Genomic DNA, 21,224 nt, shown 5'->3' with positions numbered 1-21,224 from the left:
GTGATGAACGGTGCGCCGACGGTGGGAGTCACGGTCAATGGGGAGGAGCGCTGGTTCGCCCAGGCGCCGACGATGGCCGAGCTGCTGAGCGGACTCGGCCTCCCCGACCGGGGGGTCGCCGTCGCCGTGGACGGTGCCCTCTTCCCCCGGGGACGGTGGTCCGAGCGCGTCGAGAAGGGCTGGCAGATCGAGGTGCTGACGGCGGTGCAGGGTGGCTGAGCGCAACCCCGGCCACGACCCCGGCCACGACCTGCCGCCCCTGACGATCGCCGGACGCAGCTTCGCCTCGCGGCTGATCACCGGCACCGGTGGGGCCGCGAATCTCGCCGTGCTCGAGGAGGCCCTCGTCGCCTCCGGCACCGAACTGACCACCGTGGCGATGCGCCGGGTGGACGCGGCGTCCGGGACCGGCGTGCTCGATCTGCTGCGCCGCCTCGACATCGCGCCGCTGCCCAACACCGCCGGCTGCCGCGGCGCCGCCGAGGCGGTGCTCACCGCGCAACTCGGTCGCGAGGCGCTCGGGACGGACTGGGTCAAGCTCGAGGTCGTCGCCGACGAACGCACGCTGCTGCCCGACGCGATCGAACTCGTCTCGGCCGCCGAACAACTCGTCGACGACGGGTTCGTCGTGCTGCCCTACACCAACGACGATCCGGTGCTGGCGCGACGGCTCGAGGACGTCGGCTGTGCCGCCGTGATGCCGCTCGGCTCGCCCATCGGCACGGGGCTGGGCATCTCCAACCCGCACCACATCGAGATGATCGTCGAGGCCGCCGGGGTGCCGGTGATCCTCGACGCGGGCATCGGTACCGCGTCCGACGCCGCGCTCGCGATGGAACTCGGGTGCGACGCGGTGCTGCTGGCGACCGCGGTGACCCGGGCGAAGGACCCGGCGCTCATGGCGTCGGCGATGCGCCACGCCGTCGAGGCGGGCTTCCGGGCCCGGCACGCGGGCCGCATCCCGAAGCGGTTCTGGGCGCAGGCCTCGTCGCCGCTCGAACCCTGAGGCGACCGGATGTGAGGCGGTGACGGTCGGTTTCTCGACGGACCCGGTGGTGCCGCACGCGTCGCGGCACCCCCGGCCTCGTCGAGGGCGGAGAACGGTCGTGCACGGGGGGGCACTGCCCGCGCTCGCAGGGCGGCAGCGGCGGCGGACGAAGGTCGTGCGAAACCGGTCGCCCCGCAATGCCGGCGCACGCCCGTCTATTGCCTCCAGCGGATCGGGGGAGCAAGGTGAAACCCGGGGGGACGACAACGACCGGCGGCGCCGCGTCGGCACCGCCCTGAGGAGAAGGGTGCCGATCGTGTTCGCACGCTCGACCACAATTCACGCGCATCCGTCGTACATCGACGCCGGGATCCGGCACGTACGCGACACCGTGATGCCCACGCTGGCAGACATCGAGGGCTGCCTCGGCATGTCCCTGCTCATCGATCGCGGCACGGGCCGGTGCATCGCGACCAGTTCGTGGCGGGACGAGGACTCGATGCGCGCCAGCGAGGACCCGGTGCGCATGCTCCGTGACGACGCGGCCAGGATCTTCCACGGCACCACAGAGGTGTCGCGGTGGGAGATCGCCGTCGTGCATCGCGACCACCGTTCGGATCGCGGGGCCTGGTGCCGGGTCACGTGGGTCGAGACCGACCCGGCGCACATGGACCGCGGCGTCGACCTGTGGAAGATGGGCGCACTGCCCGAGCTGGAGGAACTCGACGGGTTCTGCAGCGCCAGCCTGATGATCGACCGCGCATCCGGCCGCGGGGTGTCGTCCGTGACGTTCGACAGCGCCGAGGCGATCGAACGCCACAGGGAACGCCTCGACGGTATCCGGGCCGCAGTGACTCGCGAGGCGGGCGCGGAGATACTCGACACCTGCGAATTCGAGCTCGCCATCGCGCACCTGCACGTCCCCGAGACGGTGTGAACCGCAGGCTCGGGACCGGTCGTCCTCGATCCGGCGAAGTCTCGTCGCCGGCCGAAATGTCGCCCTGGCCGGAGTGAGCGCGGTGCGGGGTCTTCGGTCCGGACGGACCTGCGCGGTCGCGGGTGGGACTCGCGCCTGCTGAACCGTGGCGGTGGGTGAGTGTCGGGGCGGAGGACGACCCCGCGCGGCGCGATCCGGCCGAATCGGGCAGGCTGTGGGTCATGATCGAAGTGACCGGACTGACGAAGACCTTCGGTTCCACCGTCGCCGTCGACGACGTGACGTTCACGGTCCGGCCGGGGATCGTCACCGGATTCCTCGGCCCCAACGGTGCCGGGAAATCCACGACGATGCGGATGATCCTCGGCCTCGACCGGCCCACCGCCGGGACCGCGCTGATCGGCGGCGTCCCCTACCGGCAGCTGAAGCGGCCGCTGCGGACCGTCGGTGCCTTGCTGGATGCGCGCTGGGTGCACCCGAACCGGTCGGCGCGGGCCCACCTGCGCTGGCTCGCCGCATCCAACGGGCTGCCGAACTCGCGGGTCGAGGAGGTGCTCGCGCTCGTCGGCCTGACCGAGGTGGCCGACAAGCGCGCGGGCGGCTTCTCGCTCGGCATGTCGCAGCGGCTGGGACTGGCCGGCGCGCTGCTCGGGGATCCGAAGGTGCTGTTGTTCGACGAGCCCGTCAACGGCCTCGACCCCGAGGGCATCGTGTGGATCCGCCGATTCATGCAGGCCCTCGCGGCGGAGGGGCGCACCGTGCTCGTGTCGAGCCACCTGCTGTCGGAGATGGCGCAGACCGCGGACCATCTGCTGGTGATCGGCCGGGGCCGGCTCATCGCGGACACGTCCGTCGCGGAGTTCGTCGAGCGGGCGTCGGAGGCGACGGTGCGGGTGCGCAGCCCGCAGCTCGACACCCTCCGCACGGCACTGGCCGGGCAGGGCCACGCCGTCCGGGACGACGACGGCGCGCTGATCGTCAGCGGCGTCACCACCGCGCAGGTCGGGGAGCTCGCCGCCGCGCACTCGGTCGTGCTGCACGAGCTGGCGAGCCGGAACGCCTCGCTCGAGGAGGCGTTCATGAAACTGACCGGAGACGACGTGGAGTACCAGGGAGCCGTGGCCGGAGACCCGGCCGTGCAGCCGATGAAGGGGGAGCTGCGATGAGCGTGGCCGTCGACAACACCGGGGCGGCGAGCGTGGCCGTGGACACCGTCAAGGCGGAACGGATCAAACTCACCTCCACCCAGTCGCCGTGGTGGTGCACCGTCGTGATCGTCGCGCTCGGCCTGGGCCTCGCGGCGATCCTCGGCGCCGCCTCCAAAGCGAGCATGTCCGTCGACGACGAGATGGGCCGGTTCTACCCGACCGTGGACGTCGCGGTCAGCGGCGTCGCCGGCTTCGGCGTGCTCGTGCTGATGATCCTCGCGGCGCTGTCGGTGACGAGCGAGTACCGGTTCGGGGTCATCCGCACCACGTTCCAGGCGATGCCGAACCGCAGCGTCGTGCTCGTCGTCAAGGCGCTGCTGATCGGGCTGTTCGGCGCGGTGCTCACCGGCGTGCTGGCGCTCGCGTCGTTCGCCCTCGCCAAGGCCCTCGCGGGCCCGGAGGCCGGGCGGGAACTCGTCCTCGAGGGCGACGAGGCCTGGCGGTCGATCTACGGCGTCTCGATCTACGCGCTGCTGTGCGCAGTGCTCGCCGTCGCCGTCGGGGCGCTGCTGCGCCAGTCCGCCGGCACCATCGCGCTGCTGTTGCTGTGGCCGCTGCTGATCGAGTCGCTGTTCACCTTGTTCGGTTCGTTCGGCCGGCAGGTGCAGCCCTTCCTGCCGTTCGCCAATGCCAACCACTTCCTCGGCAGCGATCAGGGCATCGACTTCCACTGGGGACCGTGGGGTTCGCTGGTGTACTTCGCGGTGTTCGTCGCCGTGGTGTTCGCGGCCGCGCTGGTCGTGGTGAACCGGCGCGACGCGTGAGTATCCTCGGCGGATGAACCGGGGAGCGCGGGTACGGGCCGGGGGCGTCGCCGCAGCGATCGTGCTGCTGGCGGCGGCATGTTCGGAGGAGCCACCGCCGCCACCACCGGTGGATCCGGCCGCGCTGGCGCAGGCCGTGGGAATCGATGCGGTGGTCGGGCATCTCACCGAACTCGACCGCATCGCCACCGAGCACGACGGCAACCGCGCCGTGGGCACCGCCGGCTACGACGCGAGCGTGGACTACGTCGCCGGCCGGCTGCGCGACGCCGGATTCGACGTGCAGACCCCGGAGTTCGACGTCCGCAGTTTCGACGTCGAGGCCGAGACCCTGACCGTCGCCGGCGCGCCGGTGCCGGTCCGGGCCCTCGAGTTCTCGCCGTCGACCGGTTCGGACGGGCTCACCGCCCGCCTCGTGCCGGTGCCCGCCGACGACACGCCCGGGTGCGAGGCCTCCGACTACGAGGGGCTCGACGTCTCCGGTGCCGTCGTGCTCGTCACCCGCGGGGTGTGCCCGTTCTCCGTCAAGCAGCAGGTCGCTGCGGAACGGGGGGCGGCGGCGCTCCTCGTCGCCAACAACGAGGACGGTGCGCTCACCGGCGCGACGCTCGGCGAGGAGGGCGACGACCGCGTGCCCGCCGCGGGGATCAGCGGCGCCGACGGCCGCGCGCTCGCCGCTGCCCCCGCCACCGTGACCCTCCTCCTCGACACCCGCATCGAGAGCGTGCGCTCGCGCAACGTGCTCGCGCAGACCGCCACGGGCTCGACCGACGACGTGGTCGTCGTCGGCGCCCACCTCGACAGCGTCCCGGAGGGCCCGGGCGTCAACGACAACGGCACCGGCGTCGCTGCGGTGCTCGAGACGGCGCTGCAACTCGGCAGCGAACCGGGCGTCACCAACGCGGTGCGGTTCGCGTTCTGGGGCGCCGAGGAGGTCGGGCTGGTCGGCTCCACCGACTACGTGGCCTCCCTGGACGACGCCGGCCGCGAGGACATCGCCCTGTACCTGAACTTCGACATGCTCGGCTCGCCCAATCCGGGATACCTCGTCTACGACGGCGACGACTCCGACGCGGTGGGCACCGGTCCGGGACCGGAGGGCTCGGCGGGCATCGAGCGCACGTTCCTGGCCTACCTGACCTCGCGCGGCATCGCCGCCGACGGAACCGATTTCGACGGGCGCTCCGACTACGGGCCGTTCGTGGACGCGGGCATCCCCGCGGGCGGTGTGTTCTCCGGTGCCGACGACCGCAAGACCCCGGAGCAGGCGCAGAAGTGGGGCGGCACGGGCGAGGAACCGTTCGACCCGAACTACCACAGCCCGCAGGACACGCTCGCGAACATCGACCGGGCGGCACTCGCCGTCGCCGCCTCGGCCGTCGGATACGGGGTCGGCACGTATGCGCGGGCCGTCACGGGACCGGACGGGGTTCCGGTCGGACCGCAACGCACCGAGGTCCGATCCGATGGATGAGACACCGGGGTTCGGTCGTCGCCTCGTGGACCGATTCGCGGCCGTCGACCGGCGGCCCGAACTGGTCCGGCTGGCCCGGCGGCTGCGACGCACCCTGCCCGGCGACCCCGGCTTCGGCGATCCGTTGTCCACGGCGGGGACCAGCGGGCCGCAGGCGGTCGCGCGGCTGGCCGGGAGGTGGCGAGACGTCGACGAGCCGAGCGCGGTGCACGAACTCGGCTTCGGCGTGCTGCAGGCGTGGCAGGCGCTGCTCGAACGCACCGGCGCCGGGCGCGGCGACCGGGAGGTCACCGTGGTCTTCACCGACCTCGTGGGATTCTCGACGTGGTCCCTCGCCGCGGGCGACGTCGCCACCCTCGACCTGCTGCGGCGCGTCGCCTGGGCACTGGAGCCGGCGTTCACCGACCGTGGCGGCACCATCGTCAAACGGCTCGGCGACGGTCTGATGGTGGTGTTCGACCGGCCGGAACGGGCGCTGGAAGCGATCTTCGCGGCCCGCGCCGCCCTGACCGAGGTGACCGTGGACGGCTACCGGCCACGGATCCGGGTCGGCGCTCACACCGGCCTGCCCCGGCGGATCGGCAGCGACTGGCTGGGCGTCGATGTCACCGTCGCGGCCCGCATGATGGAGCTCGCCGGGAACGGGCACGTGGTGGTGTCGTCCGCGACGCTCGACGCCTTGCCGCCCGGCGCGGTCGACGCGCTCGGTCTCGAGGTGCGCTCGCATCGGCGTGGGCTGTTCACCTCGGCCCCCAAGGGTGTGCCGCCCGAACTCGGGATCTGGCGGGTCAGGACTGCAGTCGCCACAGGGGGTTGACCGGGCCGTGCCCGGCGCCGAGGTCGTACGACCACTCGAGGCACCGGGTGACCCACTCCTTGCCGAACGCGACGGCGTCGGGCACCGACCACCCGTGGGCCAGGGCCGACGCGATCGCCGCGGCGAGCGTGTCGCCGCCGCCGTGGTCGTTGCCGGTGTCGATGCGGGGACTGGTGAACTCGAGAAAACGATCCCCGTCGAACAGCAGGTCGGTGCTGACCTCGGAGGTGCGCAGGTGCCCGCCCTTGACGACGGCCCACTGGGCGCCGAGGTCGTGCAGCGCCTCGGCGGCGCGCCGCGCGGAAGCGTCGTCGACGACCTCGATACCGGTGATCAGCCGCACCTCGTCGAGGTTCGGCGTGACCACGGTGGCCTGCGGGATCAGGGTGTGCCGCACCGCGTCGAGGGCCTCCGCGTGCAGCAGGGGATCGCCGTGCATCGACGCGCACACCGGGTCGACCACGAGCGGTACCGGCCGGTCCCGGCCGATGCCGACCTCGGTGCACACCGCGGCGACCGCCTCGATGATCCCGGTGGAGGCGAGCATGCCGGTCTTGGCGCCCGAGACCCCGATGTCCTCCACCACGCAGCGCACCTGCGCGGCCACCGTCTCGGGCGGGATCTCGTGAAAGCCGCTGACGCCCACGGAGTTCTGCACGGTCACGGCCGCGACGGCGACGCAGGCGTGCACGCCGCACATCGCCATGGTGCGCGAGTCGGCCTGGATCCCGGCCCCACCCCCCGAATCGGTGCCGGCGATGGTGAGGGCACGGACCGGGGTTCGGCCCTTCGGGGGCAGGGGCAGCAGCTTCACGGCTGCGACCCTACCGATCCGGTCCGATTGCCGGCCCGGCCCCCCGGCTCGGATCCCGGCCGCGCGTGCGGCCGCCGATGTGCGCTGCCACACCGGCGCGGCACCGTCCCGGGGCAACGTCCAGTTTTGTCTCACACGTCTCGGCAGATGCACCCTGCATGCTCTATAGTGGCGTAGGTCACAGTTCGGTTACGGCACCACGGAGGGGATCATGCTCGTCAACTCGCCGCGCACCGAGGTGACCGACAACAAGGATCAGAACCGCTTCGAGCTACGCCTGAACGGGGATCTTGTCGGGATCCTCGGGTACTTCGACACGGATCGTCCCTCCGGCGTGCCCGGACGCAACCATCCCGTCGTCGACTTCCTGCACACCGTCATCGTCGAGGACTTCGGGCACCGCGGGCTCGCGGGCGTTCTCGTGGGCCGCTCCCTGGATCTCGCGCGCGAGCGGGGCTGGCGGGTCCGTCCCGTGTGCACCTATGTGCAGCGCTTCCTCACCGCCCACCCCGAGTATCGGGACGTCGTGCTGCCCCTCGAGCCGGCCGCCGGTCGTCGCTGACGCCGGGCCGGGGACCGGACGTCTCAGTCCGCGAGGTCGACGACGACCGGCGCGTGGTCGCTCGCCCCCTTGCCCTTGCGCTCGTTGCGGTCGATCTCCGCGCCGGCCACACGCGCCGCGAGCGCCGGGGAACCGAGGACGAAGTCGATCCGCATGCCCTGACGCTTCGGGAATCGGAGCTGGGTGTAGTCCCAGTAGGTGTACACCCCCGGGCCCGGGGCGTGCGGGCGCACCACATCGGTGAAGCCGCTGTCGAGGAACGCGCGGAACGCCTCCCGTTCCGGCTCCGACGTGTGGGTCTTCCCCTCGAAGAACGCCGGATCCCACACATCCTCGTCGGTGGGCGCGATGTTCCAGTCGCCGACGAGCGCGATCTGCGTCTGCGGGTCGGCGGCGAGCCAGGCCTGGGCGTCGGCGCGCAGCTTCGCGAGCCACTCGAGCTTGTAGACGTAGTGGGGATCGGCCAGTTCGCGGCCGTTGGGCACGTACAGGCTCCACACCCGCACCCCGCCGCACGTCGCGCCGATCGCCCGGGCCTCCTGCGCCGGGTCGGCGTCCGGGTCCTTGGTGAATCCGGGCTGGTCCTCGAACCCGATCTGCACGTCGTCGAGACCGATGCGGGAGGCGATGGCCACGCCGTTCCACTGGGAGAGCCCGACGTGTGCGACCCGGTAGCCGAGCTCTTCGAACCGCTCGTACGGAAACTGCTCGTCCTTGCACTTGGTCTCCTGCATGGCGAGCACATCGGTGCCCGACCGCTGCAACCAGTCAAGGATCCGGTCGGCACGGGCACGGACGGAGTTCACGTTCCAGGTAGCAAGACGCACGGTCCCACTCTAGGCGAGCGGGCGGACAGGTTCCGTCGCGTACCGGTAGCGATGGTGCTCGACGAATCCGAGCGCCCGGTACAGGCCCCGGGCGGCGTCGTTGTCCGCTGCGACCTGCAGGTATGCGTGGGTGGCGCCGTGGTCGCGTCCCCACTGCAGCAGGGCGCCGCACACGAGCGTGCCGAGGCCGCGCCGGCGGTGTGCGGCGGCCACCTCCACGGCGGTCAGCCCCACCCAGCGCCGCCCGTCGGGGGCATCGGTGACCGCGGCACGGGCGATCGCCAGGGTCGCGGTGTCGCTGCCGATACGGCCGAACCCCAGCGCGCCGCCCAGGACGGACTCGACGACCGCCCGGCCCTCGGCGGGCACCGGAGCACCGCGATACCGGTACAGCGACAGCCAGCCGGCGTCCGGGCGGGGGCTCACGGCCACGGGGGTGGTGACACCGGGCAGTGGCACGTTGTCGAGGTCGGCGGCCAGCACCTGCACCTCGTCGCTCGGGGTCCATCCGTGCGGGATGCGCGCGAGCCGGTCCGGCAGCAGGAGCCGCAGCGGCAGGCCCCGTTCCGCGAACCACCCGCGCATCCGGGCGTGCACGTCCGGGTCGAGGGGGTCCGCGACCGTGCCCGGGTCGCCCAGCGGCGTGGCGGAGTTCGCACGACCGGTGAAGCCGGCGCCGGCCCGCAGGAGCCAACCGTCGATCCACCCCTGCTCGAGCCCGGGCCAGGCGGCGGCTGCGGCGTTCTCGAGGGCGCGGATCTCGCCGGTGCGGATCGGGCGGGCGCCGAGTGCCTTGAGCGCCACCACGGCGTCGGGCGCGACCTGCACGAGACGGCTGTCGGCGGTGCGGACCACCACGGCCGGGTCGAGGGCGACCAGTTCCCCGATCACGTCGGTCATCGGGTGGCTGTACCCGGCGGGCAGCCGGTAGCGCAGCACCACCCGGGTGCCGACGGGCACGGGCTGCTCGGTCGTCACCGGGGCGTCAGTCCTCGTCGTCGTGGCCGAACGGGTCCTCGACCGTTCCCGGCACCCAGCTCAGGCCGGGCACGCCCCATCCGGCCCGCTTGATGGTCTTCTTCGCGGCCCGGGCGTTGCGACCGATGAGCTTGTCGACGTACAGGTAGCCGTCGAGGTGGCCGACCTCGTGCTGCAGCATCCGGGCGAAGAAGCCGTGGCCCTCGATCTCGACCGGGTCGCCCTGGGCGTCGGTGCCGGTGACCTTCGCCCACTCGGCGCGCCCGGTGGGGAACTGCTCGCCGGGGACCGACAGGCATCCCTCGACGTCGTCGTCGGGGTCGGGCATGGTCTCGGGGATCTCCGACGTCTCGAGCACCGGGTTGATCACCTCGCCGCGGCGGCGGACCACGGTGCCGGACTCGTCCAGGTCGGGGCAGTCGTAGACGAACAGCCGCAGGTCGACTCCGACCTGGTTGGCGGCCAGGCCGACGCCGTTCGCCGCGTCCATCGTCTCGTACATGTCGGCGATCAGCTGGGCCAGTTCGGCCGGCGACTGGGTGACCGGTTTCGTCGGGTGATGCAGGACGGGGTCACCGACGATCCGGATCGGAAGTATTGCCATGGTGCAAGAGGATAGTGGGCGGGACTCGCCCGTCCGTTGAGCCGGTACCTGTCGTACCACCGTGGTTGAATTGCCCTCGGAAACACCCGGGTCCGATCGGATGCCGGTGTGATTCGAGGCAGTCGAGGAGTGAGATGGACGGCGCAGCAGCGCATATCGGTAACGAATCCGAGCAGGTTTCCGACCGGAGCAACCACGCCGAGAACAACCCCGCCGTCGTGGATCCGGCGGGCACGGACGGTCTGTCTCGCCGCGAACGCGACATCCTCGCTTTCGAACGGCAATGGTGGAAGTACGCGGGTGCCAAGGAAGAGGCGATCAAGGAGCTCTTCGGTCTGTCCGCGACCCGTTACTACCAGGTCCTCAACGCCCTGGTGGACCGGCCGGAGGCCCTGGCGGCGGACCCCATGCTCGTCAAGCGGTTGCGGCGCCTGCGCGCGAGCCGGCAGAAGGCCCGGGCCGCGCGCCGGCTCGGGTTCGAGATCACCACGTAGTGCGAGTACGACGGTGCTCCGGCGGACGCGGCAACTAAGGTCGACAGCGTGAGCACAACCTCGGAATCGTCGGGTCCGCCGCTGCGAGCGCTCGCGATGGTGCTGATCTCTCTCGCCATCCTCTTCGCGGGCCTCGGCCTGGCCTCGCTCGGAAGCTCCGATTCCGAGGGCTCTGCTCCCGAGCCTGCGACCGAACCGGCCGCCGCGCCGGCGACCACCTCCGTGACGTCGGCGCCGTTCGCCGCGACCTCGGCGCGGACGACGACCGCCGGCGCGACGACGACGGTCTCCGCCACCACCTCCCCCGGGACTGCCGCCGCACCGGTACGGGTGTTCAACAACAGCAACGTCTCCGGGCTCGCCGCCCAGACGGCCGGCCTGCTCGAGGACGAGGGATTCACCGTCTCGGAGACGGGCAACTACAGCGACGGCGTGATCGAATCCACGTCCGTGTACTACGGCACGGGTCCGGGGGAGCGGCAGACCGCCGAGGCGGTGGCCGAGGCGCTGGGGGTGACGGCGCAGCCGCGCTTCGCCGGGATCGAGGACTCCGCGCCCGGGGTCATCGTCATCGTCACCTCACCGTGAGGGCGTCCGCCGCCCGGTTATGATCGGGTGACTTTTCGCCACTTCGAAGGAGCGGTTTGATGGCCTCGAGTTCCACCCGTCGCATGTCCTGGCGTGCCCTGGCCCCGATCGTCGCGATCGCTGCGGTGGGCCTGAGCGCGTGCTCGAACAGCGAGGAGCCGAGCGACACCCCCGGCACCACCCCGCCGGTGTGGACGGGTTCCCCCGCCCCGGAAGGTGCCGACGAGGCCCACGGCGGCGGCGCCGTCCCGGGCGAGGCCACGGCGGGCGCATCGGGTAGCCACGGCGGCGGCGCGGACAACTCCGCCGAACTGCGGACCCCGGCCGGCGAGGCCGCCGGCACGGTCACCTTCACCGAGGTCGACGGGGGTATCGAGGTCACGGTCGACCTCGAGGGCATGCCGGCCGGCTACCGCGGCGTCCACGTCCACGAGGTCGGCAAGTGCGAGACCAACTCCACCGCACCGACCGGAGGCGAGCCCGGCAACTACCTGTCCGCGGGCGGGCATCTGCAGGCCGGCGGCAACACCAGCGTCCCCGAGAGCGGGGACCTCGGCGCGGTCGTGGTGCGCGAGGACGGCACCGGGTCGCTGACCGTCACCACCGAGGAGTTCACCCTCGACGACCTGCAGGGCGGGGACGGCACCGCCGTCGTCGTCCACCAGGAAACCGCCGCGGGTGAGCGTCTCGCCTGCGGCGTCGTCTCCTGACGGCGACCTCCCGACACTGCCATCCACAGGGCCCCGGCGACCGGCGACGGTCACCGGGGCCCTGTGGTTGGATCGACTCGTGCCCGTACCGTTTCCCGGTTCGCCCCGCCCGACCCTCGGCGTCGAGTGGGAGATCGCGCTGGTGGACAAGAAGACCCGCGACCTGTCCAACACCGCCGCCGTCGTCTTCGACGCGGTCGAGCGGCGTGCCGGTCAGACCCCGCGGCTCACCAAGGAGTTCCTCCGCAACACCGTCGAGCTCGTCACCGATGTGCACGACACCGTCGCCGAGGCCGTCGACGACCTCGCCGAGTCCCTCGACCTGTTGCGCACGGCTGCCGATCCTGCGGGTGTGGATCTGATCTGCGCCGGCACCCACCCGTTCGGGCAGTGGACCGACCAGGTCGTCACCCGGTCCCCGGACTACGACGAGATGATCGAGCGCACCCGCTGGTGGGGCCGGCAGATGCTCATCTGGGGGGTGCACGTCCACGTCGGTGTCTCCTCCGCCGAGAAGGTCATCCCGATCCTCAATGCGCTGCTGGTGAAGTACCCGCACATGCTGGCGCTGTCGGCGTCCTCGCCGATCTGGGCGGGCGTGGACACCGGTTACGCGAGCAACCGTGCCCTGATGTTCCAGCAGCTGCCGACGGCCGGGCTGCCCTACCACTTCGAGAGCTGGGCACAGTACGAGAGCTTCATCGAGGATCAGCTCAAGTCCGGCGTCATCACGAAACCGGGCGGCATGCACTGGGACATCCGTCCGTCGCCGAGGTGGGGCACCATCGAGATCCGGGTGTTCGACGGCATCACCAACAAGGCCGAGCTGGCCGCCCTCGTCGCGCTCGTGCACTCGCTCGTCGTGTACTACGACGAACGGCTCGAGCAGGGCGAGCAGCTGCCCACCCTGCAGCCGTGGCACGTCAAGGAGAACAAGTGGCGTGCCGCCCGCTACGGCCTCGAGGCCGAGGTGATCCTCGACCCGGTGTGCCATGAACGCCTCGTCACCGACGACCTGAACGACCTGCTCGAACAGCTCACCCCCACGGCAGTGCGGCTCGGCTGCGCGGACGAACTCGCCCAGGTGGCGCAGATCCCCGTGCGGGGTGCCTCCTACCAGCGGCAACGCCGGATCGCCGAGCAGACCGGCGGCGACCTCGTCGCCGTGGTGGATTCGCTGGTGGAGGAACTGCGGGCCTGATCCGGCAGCCGCGTTCCCGCGCAGTTCACGCGCTGTTTACCATGTGTCGGTGTCGATCCGAGAGGTGGAGCGCCCGAAGGCGCAGCCGGCGCATGTGCCGCAACTGTTCGTTCCCCTCGCTCTGATCGGCGCGATTCTCGGGGTCCTCGTGGCCGAGGCGGTCGCGCGGTACAGCGGGTTCCCCGGGCCCATCCCGGGACTCGTCGGTGACGTCGTCGGCGTCCCGACGTCGGCGTCCGTGCCGTGGGCCGGTCTCGCGTTGGCGATGGTGGGGCTGACCACGCGCCTGCGGGTCGTCTCCCTCACTGCCGCGGTGCTGCTCGACGCGGCGTTCGCGGCCGAGCGGTACCTCACCGGTGGACCCCTGACGGCGGGGAACGGGCCGACGATCGTGCTCGTGCTGCTCGCCGGATACGCCGCGGTCGCGTTGCAGGGCGGCCCCCGGCGAGGTGCGCTGCGCGGCGTCGCCCTGGGTGTGCTGCTCGTGCTCTCCGTCAAGATCGGCGACACCTGGCTCGAGCTGACCGCGCGGACCCGGCCGGAGGTGCTCGACGAGTACGTCCAGCTCGCCGACCACGCGCTGGGCAATCCGTCGTGGCTGGCCGGTCAGGTCCTCGAATGGCTCGGGCCCGGGGTGTACGCCGTGCTGCACTGGGTGTACATCGAACTGCCCGTCGCGGCGATCGTCGTCGCTGTCTACCAGCTCCGCCACGTCGGCGGGGGCCGCCCCTGGCCCGCGCACCACCTGGTGCGCACCTTCCTGCTCATCGGCCTGGTGGGCCCACTGATCTACATGCTGTTCCCGGTGGTGGGCCCGATCTTCGCATTCGGCGACCACGGTGAGGGCTGGCAGGTGGGGACCTTCTGGCCGGGTGCGGTGCCGTGGAATCCCGACCCGCAGCCGATCCCGTTCGACACGATCACCCCGCGCAACTGCATGCCGAGCCTGCACACCGCGTGGGCGCTGGCGCTGTTCCTGCACACCCGCGGCGGCCCCGGCTGGCTGCGGCTCCTCGGCACCGGATGGCTCGGGTGCACGCTCGCCGCCACGCTGGGCTTCGGCTACCACTACGGCGTGGACCTCGTCTCCGGCGCGGTGCTGTGCCTGACACTCGAGGCGGCGCTGCGCGACCCCGACCGCGGATGGGGCTGGTTCCGCATCAGGCTCGTCGCGGGCGGTACGGCGGTGCTGGCCGCGCAGCTGGCGGCCTACCGGTACCTGCCGCACCTCATGGCGGAGCACGCGCTGCTCGCCGGGCCCCTGCTGATCGGTTCGCTGGTGGTGGTGGCGGTGGCCTTCCACGTCACGTTCGCGGGCACCGGCGCGTACCCCGAGGGCGCTCGATCCGGATCCGGTGCACCGTCCCGGGCGGACAAGACGAACGAGGCCGCGTGACGTCGGCGTCGACCCGAGGGCCGGGTGGACGTCACTCCGAGGGCAGTTCCTCCGGCATCGGGAGGCCGTCGCGACCGAGTTGCTCCCGGTAGGCCACCCGGCCCACCCGGTGCGCGACGACCGGTGCGGTCAGCACCATGAACATCGACGCGAGCACCAGCATCCAGATGTCGACGCTCCCGCGCAGGTTGAGGATGGCCCCGCTCAGCACGAGCAGGACGCCCACCACCTGCGGCATCGTGGCGGGGTGCATGCGTGCCAGGGTGTCGCGGAAGCGCACGACGCCGATCGCCCCGGCCAGGCAGACCGCCGAGCCGAGGAGGATGAGGATGTGTCCGACCACTTCCAGGATGTCCGTGATCATTCGTCACGCACCCGGAAGCGAGCGATGGACACCGAACTGATGAAGCCCACCAGGGAGAAGGCCACGAGCGCAGGAACGATGCTGGTGTCGCGGCTGTAGACGGCCCACACCGCGATCCCGCACAGCGTGAGGGCCAGGACACAGTCCATGGCCACCAGCCGATCGAGGGAACTCGGTCCGGCCAGAGCCCGGAAGATCAGCAGCGCGGCTGCCGACGCCAGCAGCACGCCGGACACTGCCAGTAGCACGGTCATGCGATGTCCTCCACGTTCGCCGAGGTCCGGTCCCGGTACCAGGGACTGGGTTGCCATTCGGAGTTCCGTTCGAACGTCGAGATCAGCAACCGCTCGATCCGGCGCGCCGACCGGTAGAACTCGGCCACCGCCCGGTCGCTGCTCAGGTCGAGGACGTGCACGTAGACGATCCGTCGCACCCGGTCGATCTCGAGCACCATGGTTCCCGGGATGTTGTTCATGATGTCGGTCCACAGGGTGAGGACCAGGTCCGACTTGATGATCAGCCGGCAGCGCAGGACCCCGGTCAGTGGACCGGGTCCCGGCCTGATGCTCAGCCAGGCCACCGACGCGGTGCTCCTGATCGTGTCGCCGAAGATGACGAGCGCCAGTTTGAGCAACGAGAACAGGTGGACCCGGCCCTCGACGGGCACCCTCGGCAACGGCAGCAGGAACATGATCGCCAACGCGACGACGAGGCCGCTGAGGGCGTTCGCGACGGAGAAGGTGCCCCACAGCAGCACCCAGACCAGGACCATCCAGGCAAGGACGAGGAATCGGAGCAGCGATGCGCGACTGGTCATTCGGGGACTCCTCCCAGGACCGCCTCGACGTAGACGGAGCGGTCGCGTAGGTTCTCCGCGGCACGATCGCTGATGTCGATCAGCGGCCCGGCGAAGACGGTGAGACCGAGGCCGACGAGCGCGAGACCCACCGTCGGGACGAGCATCGCGGGGGGCATGCGTCCCACGTCCGCCCGGTCGCCGAAGGCGATGTCCTCCTCGGAGCGGTCGAGCAGGGCGGACGGCGCCGTGTCGGCGAGGTCGCCCTCGGGTGCGTCGGCACGCGCGCGCCAGAACGCCTTCGTCCACACGCGGGCCACCACGTAGAGGGTGAGCAGACTGGTGGCGGTGCCACCGGCCACGAGCACCCACGCCAGTACGGAGCCCTCGGATGCGCCGGCCTGCAGGAGAGCGACCTTCCCGATGAATCCGGAGAACGGCGGGATGCCGCCCAGGTTCAGGGCCGGGACCAGGAACACGATCGCCAGCAGCGGGCTCGCCAGGGCCAGCCCGCCGAGACGACGCAGGGACGCCGATCCGGCCTGGCGTTCGATCAGCCCCACCACCAGGAAGAGGGTGGTCTGGACGAGGATGTGGTGCGCGACGTAGTACACCGCGCCGGACAGCCCGGCCTGTGTCGACAGGGCGATGCCGAACACCATGTAACCGATGTGACTGACGAGGGTGAACGACAGCAGGCGCTTGATGTCGTTCTGCGCGATGGCCCCGAAGATGCCGACGAGCATCGTGAGCAGGCCGGCGATCAGCAGGACGTCGTCGAGTTCCCCGCCCGGGAACAGGAGGGTGTGCGTGCGGATGATCGCGTACACACCGACCTTGGTGAGCAGGCCGGCGAACACGGCCGTGACCGGTGCCGGGGCGGTGGGGTAGGAGTCGGGCAACCACGAGGACAGGGGGAAGACGGCGGCCTTGATACCGAATGCGACGAGGAGGACTCCGAAGATCGCCGCCCGCGTGCCGGCGGGCACGTCGTCGAGACGCAGGGACATCTGAGCCAGGTTCAACGTGCCGGTGGCGGCGTAGGCGAGCGCGATCCCCGCGAGGAAGATCAGCGACGAGACCATCGACACCATCACGTACGAGACGCCGGCGCGCACCCTGTCGGCGCTCGCCCCCAAGGTGAGCAGCACGAAGGACGCGGCGAGGAGGACCTCGAACCCGACGAACAGGTTGAACAGGTCTCCCGCCAGGAACGCGTTGCACACGCCTGCCGTCAGCGCCAGGTACGTCGGCAGGAAGATGGACACGGGTTGCTGCTCGGTGCCGTCGTGGATGCCCTGACCGACCGCGTACAGCATGACGGCGAGCAGCACGATCGCCGACACCACGAGCATGAGGGCGGACAGACGGTCCACGACCAGCGTGATCCCGATGGGCGCCTCCCACCCGCCGACCTGCAACGTCGCGATGCCGTCCCGATCCGCGAGATACAGCAGCAGGCCCGCCACGACGAGCACCGCGACGAGGGATACGACCGTGACGGCACGCTGGGCACGCGGCCGGCGCCCCAGGATCAGGGTGGTGGCCGCCGCGAGCATCGGAATGAGGACGGGCAGCGGTATGAGGGCGGCTGCGGACAGGGTCATCGGGTCCCTCCTCGCGGGGACGGCGCATCGTCTCCGCGTGCCGGCTCACCGTCGCTGTAGGCGGAGTCGGTCTCGTCGTCGAAGTCCCCGTCGTGCAGGTCCTCGTAGCACTCGAGATCCTCGATGTTGGTCAGCTCCTCGAGGGGGATGGGGTTGCCGGCGGAATCGAAGGCGTCGCCGATCTTGCTCGGCTCGCCCGTGACCGGATCGTCCGAGCGGTCCCGGTCCGGGGCGTCGGCGCGCGTCCGGCGCTGGGACACCTTGGTGTCCTCGGGGTCGTTCTCGACCTCGTCGCGCGCGCTGAGCGTGAAGGACCGGTACGTCAGGGCGAGCACGAACGCCGCGACACCCATCGTGATGACGATGGCGGTCAGGATCATCGCCTGCGCGAGCGGATCGGCCATCTCCTCGTGGAGTTCGTTGCCGAATCCGATGATCGGCGGTTCGCCGGCGGGACCGGCGAGCCCGATGATCAGCAGGTTGATGCCGTTGCCGATCAGCAGGAGCCCGAGCAGCATCTTGATGATGCTGCGCTCGAGCAGGAGGTACACCCCGGAGGCGACGAGCACCCCGGTGGCGATGAGCAGCGTCAGGTTGACGGTCATCGGCGTTCACCGACGATCTCGGCGTCGAGCCGGGCCCCGAGGCTGCGGAGCACATCGACCACCAGGCCGACCACGATCAGATACACACCGAGATCGAAGAACAGGGCGGTCACCATCTTGACGTCTCCCAGTAGGGGCAGAGTGAGTTCGAGTGTCGCCGAGGAGAGCGCGGGCGCCCCGAGGAACAACGAGACGAGCGCGGTGCCCGCCGAGAAGGTCAGGCCCAGGCCCAGGATCTTGCCCGCGTCGATCGGGACGGCCTCGCCGAGTTCGTAGCGACCACCGGCGAGATAGCGCAGCACCAGAGCCAGGCCGGCGGTGAGCCCACCGGCGAAGCCGCCGCCCGGGGCGTTGTGGCCCGCGAAGAAGAAGTACACCGACAACACCATCATCGTGGGGAAGACCAGCCGGGTCGTGACCTCGAGGATCAGCGACCGGTGTCGCGGATCGATCAGGTCCCCACCCCGGAGCCAGGTCGTCTCGGTGCTGGCGGCCACGGCATCGAGTTGCGCGGCGGGGGCGTCGGCGACCCGGGGGGCCGCTCCGAACCGCCGGGTACGGAAGACCAGGCTCGCCACGCCCGTCGCGGCCACGAGCAGCACCGAGATCTCCCCGAGGGTGTCCCACGCCCGGATGTCGACGAGCAGGACGTTGACGACGTTCTTGCCGTCGCCCAACTCGTAGGCGGCCTGCGGGAGGAGCAGGGCGATCGGTTCGGTGCTGCGGGCCGCGACGGCGAAGGCCCCGATTCCGGTGACCGTCGCGCCGACGGCCACCCCGAGGAGGGCTCGGCGGAGGCGGTTCCCGGCGACGTGCCGGTTCTCGGCCGGCAGCTTGCGCAGCACCAGCACGAAGATCACCAGCGTCAGGGTTTCCACCAGCGCCTGCGTCAACGCGAGGTCCGGGGCGCCGTGGAAGGCGAAGAGCAGGCCGCAGCCGTATCCGGTGAGGCCGACGACGAGCACGCCGGCGATCCGGTTGCGCATGATCGCGGCGGCGAGGGCACCGCCGATGATCGCGAGCACCACCACGAACTCGAACGGGCTGTCCCACCAGCGCAGCCGGGGACGTTCCGCGACACCGAACACGAACAGCAGGATCGTGGGGAGCAGGACCAGCGTCACCAGGATCGTCGCCTGGGTCAACGGCAGCGATCCCCGCTGGAGGAAGCCGGTCAGACGCATCGACACGGTGTCCATGAGCCGCAACGTCTCGTCGTACATGCGGTCGGCGTTGCCGAGCATCGGACGTTCGAACTTCAGGCGCGAGATGGTGCGGTGTGCGAGGTACAGCGTGGTTCCTCCGACCACGACGACGGCAGTCAGCACGAGGGGGAGTCCGACGCCGTGCCACAGCGCGAGGTGGTACGGCTTGTCCAGGGTGCTGGGCAGCGTGTCCGCGTAGGGGGAGAGCAGCGTGTCGATCCACGGCGCGGCGAGTCCGGCGGCCAGCCCGCCGAACGCCAGGACGGTCGGAGAGAACAGCAGCAGTGGCCCCGGCTCGTGGAAGCTCTGCACGGCCGGACTCGGGCGCTTGAGTTGCTTGCGTCCGAAGGCGCCCCACACGAAACGGATGCTGTATGCCAGGGTGAGGATCGATCCGACGACGATCGCGGTGAGGACCGCGATCCGCGCGCCCGGACTCAGCAGGGTCGTCACCTGCACGGCCTCGAGGGCGGCCTCCTTGCCGACGAACCCGATGAACACGGGCAACCCGCCCATGCTCATCGCGGCGACGGCCGCGACGGCCGCGAGGAACGGCGTCCGTTTCCCGAGGTGCGCGAGCTTGCGGATGTCGCGGGTGCCTGCGCCGTGGTCGACGATGCCCACCACCATGAACAGGCAGGCCTTGAACATCGCGTGGGCCACGACCATGGCCATGCCCGCCAGCGCTGCCTCCCGGCTGCCGATCCCGACGAGCGCGATGAGGAAGCCGAGCTGGCTGACGGTGCCGAAGGCCAGGATCAGCTTCAGGTCGAAGGCCCGGAACGCGCGCCAACCGGCGAGCAGCATCGAGGCCAGGCCGAGGGTGACGACGATGGGCCGCCAGGGCGCCGCATCGGCGAACGCCGGAGCCAGCCGCGCGACCAGGTAGATGCCCGCCTTCACCATCGCGGCGGCGTGCAGATACGCGGAGACGGGCGTCGGGGCCGCCATCGCCCCGGGCAGCCAGAAGTGCAGCGGTACCACCGCGGATTTCGACAGGGCGCCGACCAGCACCAGGGCGATGCCCACCCCGGCCAGCCAGCCGCTCGGGGCGGCCGCGATCACGTCGGAGAGGTTGTAGCTGCCCACCAGTTGCCCGAGCACGATGACGCCGACGAGCATGGCGAGGCCGCCGGCGGTGGTGACGAGCAGGGCCTGGGTGGCCGCGCGGCGGCTCGACGCCCGCTCCGCGTAGTGGCCGACGAGCAGGAACGACAGGACCGTCGTCAGTTCCCAGAAGATGTAGAGAACCAGCATGTTGTCGCTGGTCACGAGACCGAACATGGCCCCGGCGAAGGCGACCATCTGGGCGGCGAAGATCCCCAGGCGGGGCTCGTCGTCGGTGAAGTACCGGGCGCAGTAGAGCAGAATGAGCGCTCCGATGCCCAGCACCAGCGCCGACATGATCGCTGCGAGGGAGTCGAAGCGCATGTCGATGTTCATCGACAGACCCGGAGCCCAGGCGATCTGCAGGGTGCGTTCGGTGCTCCAGTTGCCGATCACCCAGCCGAGACTCGCCAGCGGCACCAGCGCGAGCGGCAGGAACGCATTTCTCCCCATGACTCTGACCAGAGGCGGCGCGACGAGCGTGGCGACCGCGTGAGCGATGAGTATGGCGAGCAAAAGGCACTCCGTCGGGGTCGGGCCTGGCGGCGGGGTGTAACAGGCTTGCAATTGGTGGGCCCCGCCCGCAGGGGACGATGCCCGAACTGCGCGGAACCGGGAAAGCCCCGGCACACGCGCTGCCGTGCAAATGGACAAATCGGATTGGCCCGAAGTCTACCGGCATCGTTCGCAACGTTGCGAACGGACCGTCGACGCCCAGGCGTCCGCCTCCTATCGTAGAGTCCCTCCATGCCCGACACCGGCTCGATCCGTACCGCCGCGCTCGCGTACGTCCGTGACGGACGCCTCTTGCAGACCCTTTCCGTCGGCAAGACCACCTTCTACATGGCGGGCGGCAAGATCGACCCCGGCGAGACGCCCGAGCAGGCCCTGCACCGGGAGATCCGCGAGGAACTCGGCGTCGACCTCGTCGACGGCACCGTGGCCGAGGTGGGGATCTTCGAGGCCGACGCGTTCGGCCATCCGCCCGGCACCCGACTGCACATGACCTGCTTCACGGCCGAACTCGCCGGCGAACCGCGTCCGGCGGCGGAGATCGCCGAGCTCGGCTGGTTCACGGTCGCCGACTACGCCGCCCTCCCCGAGGTCGCGCCGGGCTCGATGCTCGTGTTCGAGCACCTGCACGCCCTCGGTCTCGTCCGGGCCCGGTGAGAGCGGCG

24 protein-coding genes are annotated in these 21,224 nt (G+C 70.9%); 14 read left to right on the top strand and 10 right to left on the bottom strand.

Translation table 11 applies throughout. The features are described 5' to 3' along the window. Window positions 1-3 precede the first annotated feature (3 nt). The 7 genes from thiS to LZP97_RS14065 all read left to right on the top strand — a co-directional run bounded on the left by thiS (window position 4) and on the right by LZP97_RS14065 (window position 6,188). Entirely contained in the window at window positions 4-219 is a 216-nt protein-coding gene (gene thiS, locus LZP97_RS14095) for a sulfur carrier protein ThiS (protein WP_010592240.1), read from the top strand. After that, complete coding sequence (locus LZP97_RS14090; RefSeq protein ID WP_010592239.1) at window positions 212-1,006, top strand: thiazole synthase; 795 nt, start codon at window positions 212-214, stop codon at window positions 1,004-1,006. Before thiS ends, LZP97_RS14090 begins: the two co-directional genes overlap by 8 nt. Before the next feature lie 289 nt (window positions 1,007-1,295). Next, the gene (locus LZP97_RS14085) at window positions 1,296-1,925 is read left to right on the top strand and encodes an antibiotic biosynthesis monooxygenase (protein WP_059174347.1); all 630 of its coding nucleotides are present in this window, start codon (window positions 1,296-1,298) and stop codon (window positions 1,923-1,925) included. A 221-nt stretch (window positions 1,926-2,146) separates the two neighbouring features. Next, window positions 2,147-3,091: an ABC transporter ATP-binding protein gene (locus tag LZP97_RS14080; RefSeq protein WP_029539854.1), complete on the top strand. Its 945-nt coding sequence runs from the start codon at window positions 2,147-2,149 to the stop codon at window positions 3,089-3,091. Beyond that, window positions 3,088-3,897, top strand: a complete 810-nt coding sequence (locus tag LZP97_RS14075; protein ID WP_234574686.1) for an ABC transporter permease — start codon at window positions 3,088-3,090, stop codon at window positions 3,895-3,897. The genes LZP97_RS14080 and LZP97_RS14075 overlap by 4 nt, the downstream gene beginning before the upstream one ends. A gap of 13 nt (window positions 3,898-3,910) precedes the next feature. Then, window positions 3,911-5,371, top strand: coding sequence for a M20/M25/M40 family metallo-hydrolase (locus tag LZP97_RS14070; RefSeq protein WP_201027040.1), 1,461 nt, complete (start codon window positions 3,911-3,913; stop codon window positions 5,369-5,371). Then, on the top strand, window positions 5,364-6,188 hold the full coding sequence (locus LZP97_RS14065; RefSeq protein ID WP_026137894.1) for an adenylate/guanylate cyclase domain-containing protein: 825 nt from the start codon (window positions 5,364-5,366) through the stop codon (window positions 6,186-6,188). Before LZP97_RS14070 ends, LZP97_RS14065 begins: the two co-directional genes overlap by 8 nt. Here LZP97_RS14065 and thiD read toward each other — a convergent pair. Continuing rightward, window positions 6,160-7,002: a bifunctional hydroxymethylpyrimidine kinase/phosphomethylpyrimidine kinase gene (thiD, locus tag LZP97_RS14060; protein WP_010592233.1), complete on the bottom strand. Its 843-nt coding sequence runs from the start codon at window positions 7,000-7,002 to the stop codon at window positions 6,160-6,162. The genes LZP97_RS14065 and thiD overlap by 29 nt on opposite strands. Window positions 7,003-7,213: 211 nt before the next feature. Between thiD and LZP97_RS14055 the strand changes: the two genes are divergently transcribed. Next, window positions 7,214-7,564, top strand: coding sequence for a GNAT family N-acetyltransferase (locus LZP97_RS14055; RefSeq protein WP_010592232.1), 351 nt, complete (start codon window positions 7,214-7,216; stop codon window positions 7,562-7,564). 23 nt (window positions 7,565-7,587) lie between these two features. Here the strand turns inward: LZP97_RS14055 and LZP97_RS14050 are convergent, their stop codons facing one another. The 3 genes from LZP97_RS14050 to LZP97_RS14040 are packed head-to-tail and all read right to left on the bottom strand — an operon-like array spanning window position 7,588 to window position 9,973. Then, window positions 7,588-8,391, bottom strand: coding sequence for an exodeoxyribonuclease III (locus LZP97_RS14050; protein WP_010592231.1), 804 nt, complete (start codon window positions 8,389-8,391; stop codon window positions 7,588-7,590). A 9-nt stretch (window positions 8,392-8,400) separates the two neighbouring features. Beyond that, window positions 8,401-9,369, bottom strand: coding sequence for an N-acetylglutamate synthase, CG3035 family (locus LZP97_RS14045; protein WP_017681287.1), 969 nt, complete (start codon window positions 9,367-9,369; stop codon window positions 8,401-8,403). Window positions 9,370-9,376: 7 nt separating this feature from the next. Continuing rightward, entirely contained in the window at window positions 9,377-9,973 is a 597-nt protein-coding gene (locus LZP97_RS14040; RefSeq protein ID WP_010592228.1) for a peptide deformylase, read from the bottom strand. A 134-nt stretch (window positions 9,974-10,107) separates the two neighbouring features. Here LZP97_RS14040 and LZP97_RS14035 point away from each other — a divergent pair, with 134 nt between their 5' ends. The 5 genes from LZP97_RS14035 (at window position 10,108) to LZP97_RS14015 (ending at window position 14,362) form a co-directional block, all read left to right on the top strand. After that, window positions 10,108-10,467 carry a DUF3263 domain-containing protein gene (locus tag LZP97_RS14035; protein WP_017681288.1) on the top strand — a complete coding sequence of 120 codons (360 nt, stop codon included), beginning with the start codon at window positions 10,108-10,110 and terminating at the stop codon, window positions 10,465-10,467. 48 nt (window positions 10,468-10,515) lie between these two features. Next, entirely contained in the window at window positions 10,516-11,055 is a 540-nt protein-coding gene (locus tag LZP97_RS14030) for a LytR C-terminal domain-containing protein (RefSeq protein ID WP_010592226.1), read from the top strand. A gap of 59 nt (window positions 11,056-11,114) precedes the next feature. Continuing rightward, window positions 11,115-11,765, top strand: coding sequence for a superoxide dismutase family protein (locus LZP97_RS14025; protein WP_010592225.1), 651 nt, complete (start codon window positions 11,115-11,117; stop codon window positions 11,763-11,765). Between the two features lie 79 nt (window positions 11,766-11,844). After that, window positions 11,845-12,966 carry a glutamate--cysteine ligase gene (locus LZP97_RS14020; RefSeq protein WP_010592224.1) on the top strand — a complete coding sequence of 374 codons (1,122 nt, stop codon included), beginning with the start codon at window positions 11,845-11,847 and terminating at the stop codon, window positions 12,964-12,966. 64 nt (window positions 12,967-13,030) lie between these two features. Continuing rightward, window positions 13,031-14,362 carry a phosphatase PAP2 family protein gene (locus LZP97_RS14015; protein ID WP_048772191.1) on the top strand — a complete coding sequence of 444 codons (1,332 nt, stop codon included), beginning with the start codon at window positions 13,031-13,033 and terminating at the stop codon, window positions 14,360-14,362. Between the two features lie 31 nt (window positions 14,363-14,393). Here LZP97_RS14015 and mnhG read toward each other — a convergent pair whose 3' ends face one another. From mnhG to LZP97_RS13985, 6 genes are read right to left on the bottom strand one after another with little or no spacing between them, the layout of a single operon-like run. Continuing rightward, window positions 14,394-14,726 carry a monovalent cation/H(+) antiporter subunit G gene (gene mnhG, locus LZP97_RS14010; RefSeq protein WP_010592222.1) on the bottom strand — a complete coding sequence of 111 codons (333 nt, stop codon included), beginning with the start codon at window positions 14,724-14,726 and terminating at the stop codon, window positions 14,394-14,396. Further along, the gene (locus LZP97_RS14005; protein WP_010592221.1) at window positions 14,723-14,980 is read right to left on the bottom strand and encodes a monovalent cation/H+ antiporter complex subunit F; all 258 of its coding nucleotides are present in this window, start codon (window positions 14,978-14,980) and stop codon (window positions 14,723-14,725) included. The genes mnhG and LZP97_RS14005 overlap by 4 nt, the downstream gene beginning before the upstream one ends. Continuing rightward, window positions 14,977-15,543 (bottom strand): Na+/H+ antiporter subunit E, encoded by a 567-nt coding sequence (locus LZP97_RS14000; protein WP_010592220.1) that lies wholly within the window; start codon window positions 15,541-15,543, stop codon window positions 14,977-14,979. The genes LZP97_RS14005 and LZP97_RS14000 overlap by 4 nt, the downstream gene beginning before the upstream one ends. Continuing rightward, window positions 15,540-17,129, bottom strand: a complete 1,590-nt coding sequence (locus tag LZP97_RS13995) for a Na+/H+ antiporter subunit D (protein WP_010592219.1) — start codon at window positions 17,127-17,129, stop codon at window positions 15,540-15,542. Before LZP97_RS13995 ends, LZP97_RS14000 begins: the two co-directional genes overlap by 4 nt. Continuing rightward, window positions 17,126-17,734, bottom strand: a complete 609-nt coding sequence (locus LZP97_RS13990) for a Na(+)/H(+) antiporter subunit C (RefSeq protein ID WP_010592218.1) — start codon at window positions 17,732-17,734, stop codon at window positions 17,126-17,128. The genes LZP97_RS13995 and LZP97_RS13990 overlap by 4 nt, the downstream gene beginning before the upstream one ends. Next, window positions 17,731-20,562, bottom strand: coding sequence for a Na+/H+ antiporter subunit A (locus tag LZP97_RS13985; protein WP_017681293.1), 2,832 nt, complete (start codon window positions 20,560-20,562; stop codon window positions 17,731-17,733). Before LZP97_RS13985 ends, LZP97_RS13990 begins: the two co-directional genes overlap by 4 nt. Window positions 20,563-20,793: 231 nt before the next feature. Between LZP97_RS13985 and LZP97_RS13980 the strand changes: the two genes are divergently transcribed. Then, the gene (locus tag LZP97_RS13980; protein WP_048772195.1) at window positions 20,794-21,216 is read left to right on the top strand and encodes an NUDIX hydrolase; all 423 of its coding nucleotides are present in this window, start codon (window positions 20,794-20,796) and stop codon (window positions 21,214-21,216) included. Window positions 21,217-21,224 lie beyond the last annotated feature (8 nt).

It is taken from the genome of Rhodococcus sp. DMF-1, from assembly GCF_021441945.1.
Classification (GTDB): Bacteria; Actinomycetota; Actinomycetes; order Mycobacteriales; family Mycobacteriaceae; genus Rhodococcus; species Rhodococcus ruber.
The sequence above is the reverse complement of the archived record's forward strand: the minus strand, read 5'-3'. Positions and strand labels throughout refer to the sequence as shown.

What these genes read in the sequence shown, in the direction of transcription:
- thiS (WP_010592240.1), top strand. Translation starts at nt 4, where the DNA reads ATGAACGGTGCGCCGACGGTGGGAGTCACGGTCAATGGGGAGGAGCGC.
- LZP97_RS14080 (WP_029539854.1), top strand. Translation starts at nt 2,147, where the DNA reads ATGATCGAAGTGACCGGACTGACGAAGACCTTCGGTTCCACCGTCGCC.
- LZP97_RS14075 (WP_234574686.1), top strand. Translation starts at nt 3,088, where the DNA reads ATGAGCGTGGCCGTCGACAACACCGGGGCGGCGAGCGTGGCCGTGGAC.
- LZP97_RS14070 (WP_201027040.1), top strand. Translation starts at nt 3,911, where the DNA reads ATGAACCGGGGAGCGCGGGTACGGGCCGGGGGCGTCGCCGCAGCGATC.
- LZP97_RS14065 (WP_026137894.1), top strand. Translation starts at nt 5,364, where the DNA reads ATGGATGAGACACCGGGGTTCGGTCGTCGCCTCGTGGACCGATTCGCG.
- LZP97_RS14055 (WP_010592232.1), top strand. Translation starts at nt 7,214, where the DNA reads ATGCTCGTCAACTCGCCGCGCACCGAGGTGACCGACAACAAGGATCAG.
- LZP97_RS14040 (WP_010592228.1), bottom strand. Translation starts at nt 9,973, where the DNA reads ATGGCAATACTTCCGATCCGGATCGTCGGTGACCCCGTCCTGCATCAC.
- LZP97_RS14035 (WP_017681288.1), top strand. Translation starts at nt 10,108, where the DNA reads ATGGACGGCGCAGCAGCGCATATCGGTAACGAATCCGAGCAGGTTTCC.
- LZP97_RS14025 (WP_010592225.1), top strand. Translation starts at nt 11,115, where the DNA reads ATGGCCTCGAGTTCCACCCGTCGCATGTCCTGGCGTGCCCTGGCCCCG.
- mnhG (WP_010592222.1), bottom strand. Translation starts at nt 14,726, where the DNA reads ATGATCACGGACATCCTGGAAGTGGTCGGACACATCCTCATCCTCCTC.
- LZP97_RS14005 (WP_010592221.1), bottom strand. Translation starts at nt 14,980, where the DNA reads ATGACCGTGCTACTGGCAGTGTCCGGCGTGCTGCTGGCGTCGGCAGCC.
- LZP97_RS14000 (WP_010592220.1), bottom strand. Translation starts at nt 15,543, where the DNA reads ATGACCAGTCGCGCATCGCTGCTCCGATTCCTCGTCCTTGCCTGGATG.
- LZP97_RS13995 (WP_010592219.1), bottom strand. Translation starts at nt 17,129, where the DNA reads ATGACCCTGTCCGCAGCCGCCCTCATACCGCTGCCCGTCCTCATTCCG.
- LZP97_RS13990 (WP_010592218.1), bottom strand. Translation starts at nt 17,734, where the DNA reads ATGACCGTCAACCTGACGCTGCTCATCGCCACCGGGGTGCTCGTCGCC.
- LZP97_RS13980 (WP_048772195.1), top strand. Translation starts at nt 20,794, where the DNA reads ATGCCCGACACCGGCTCGATCCGTACCGCCGCGCTCGCGTACGTCCGT.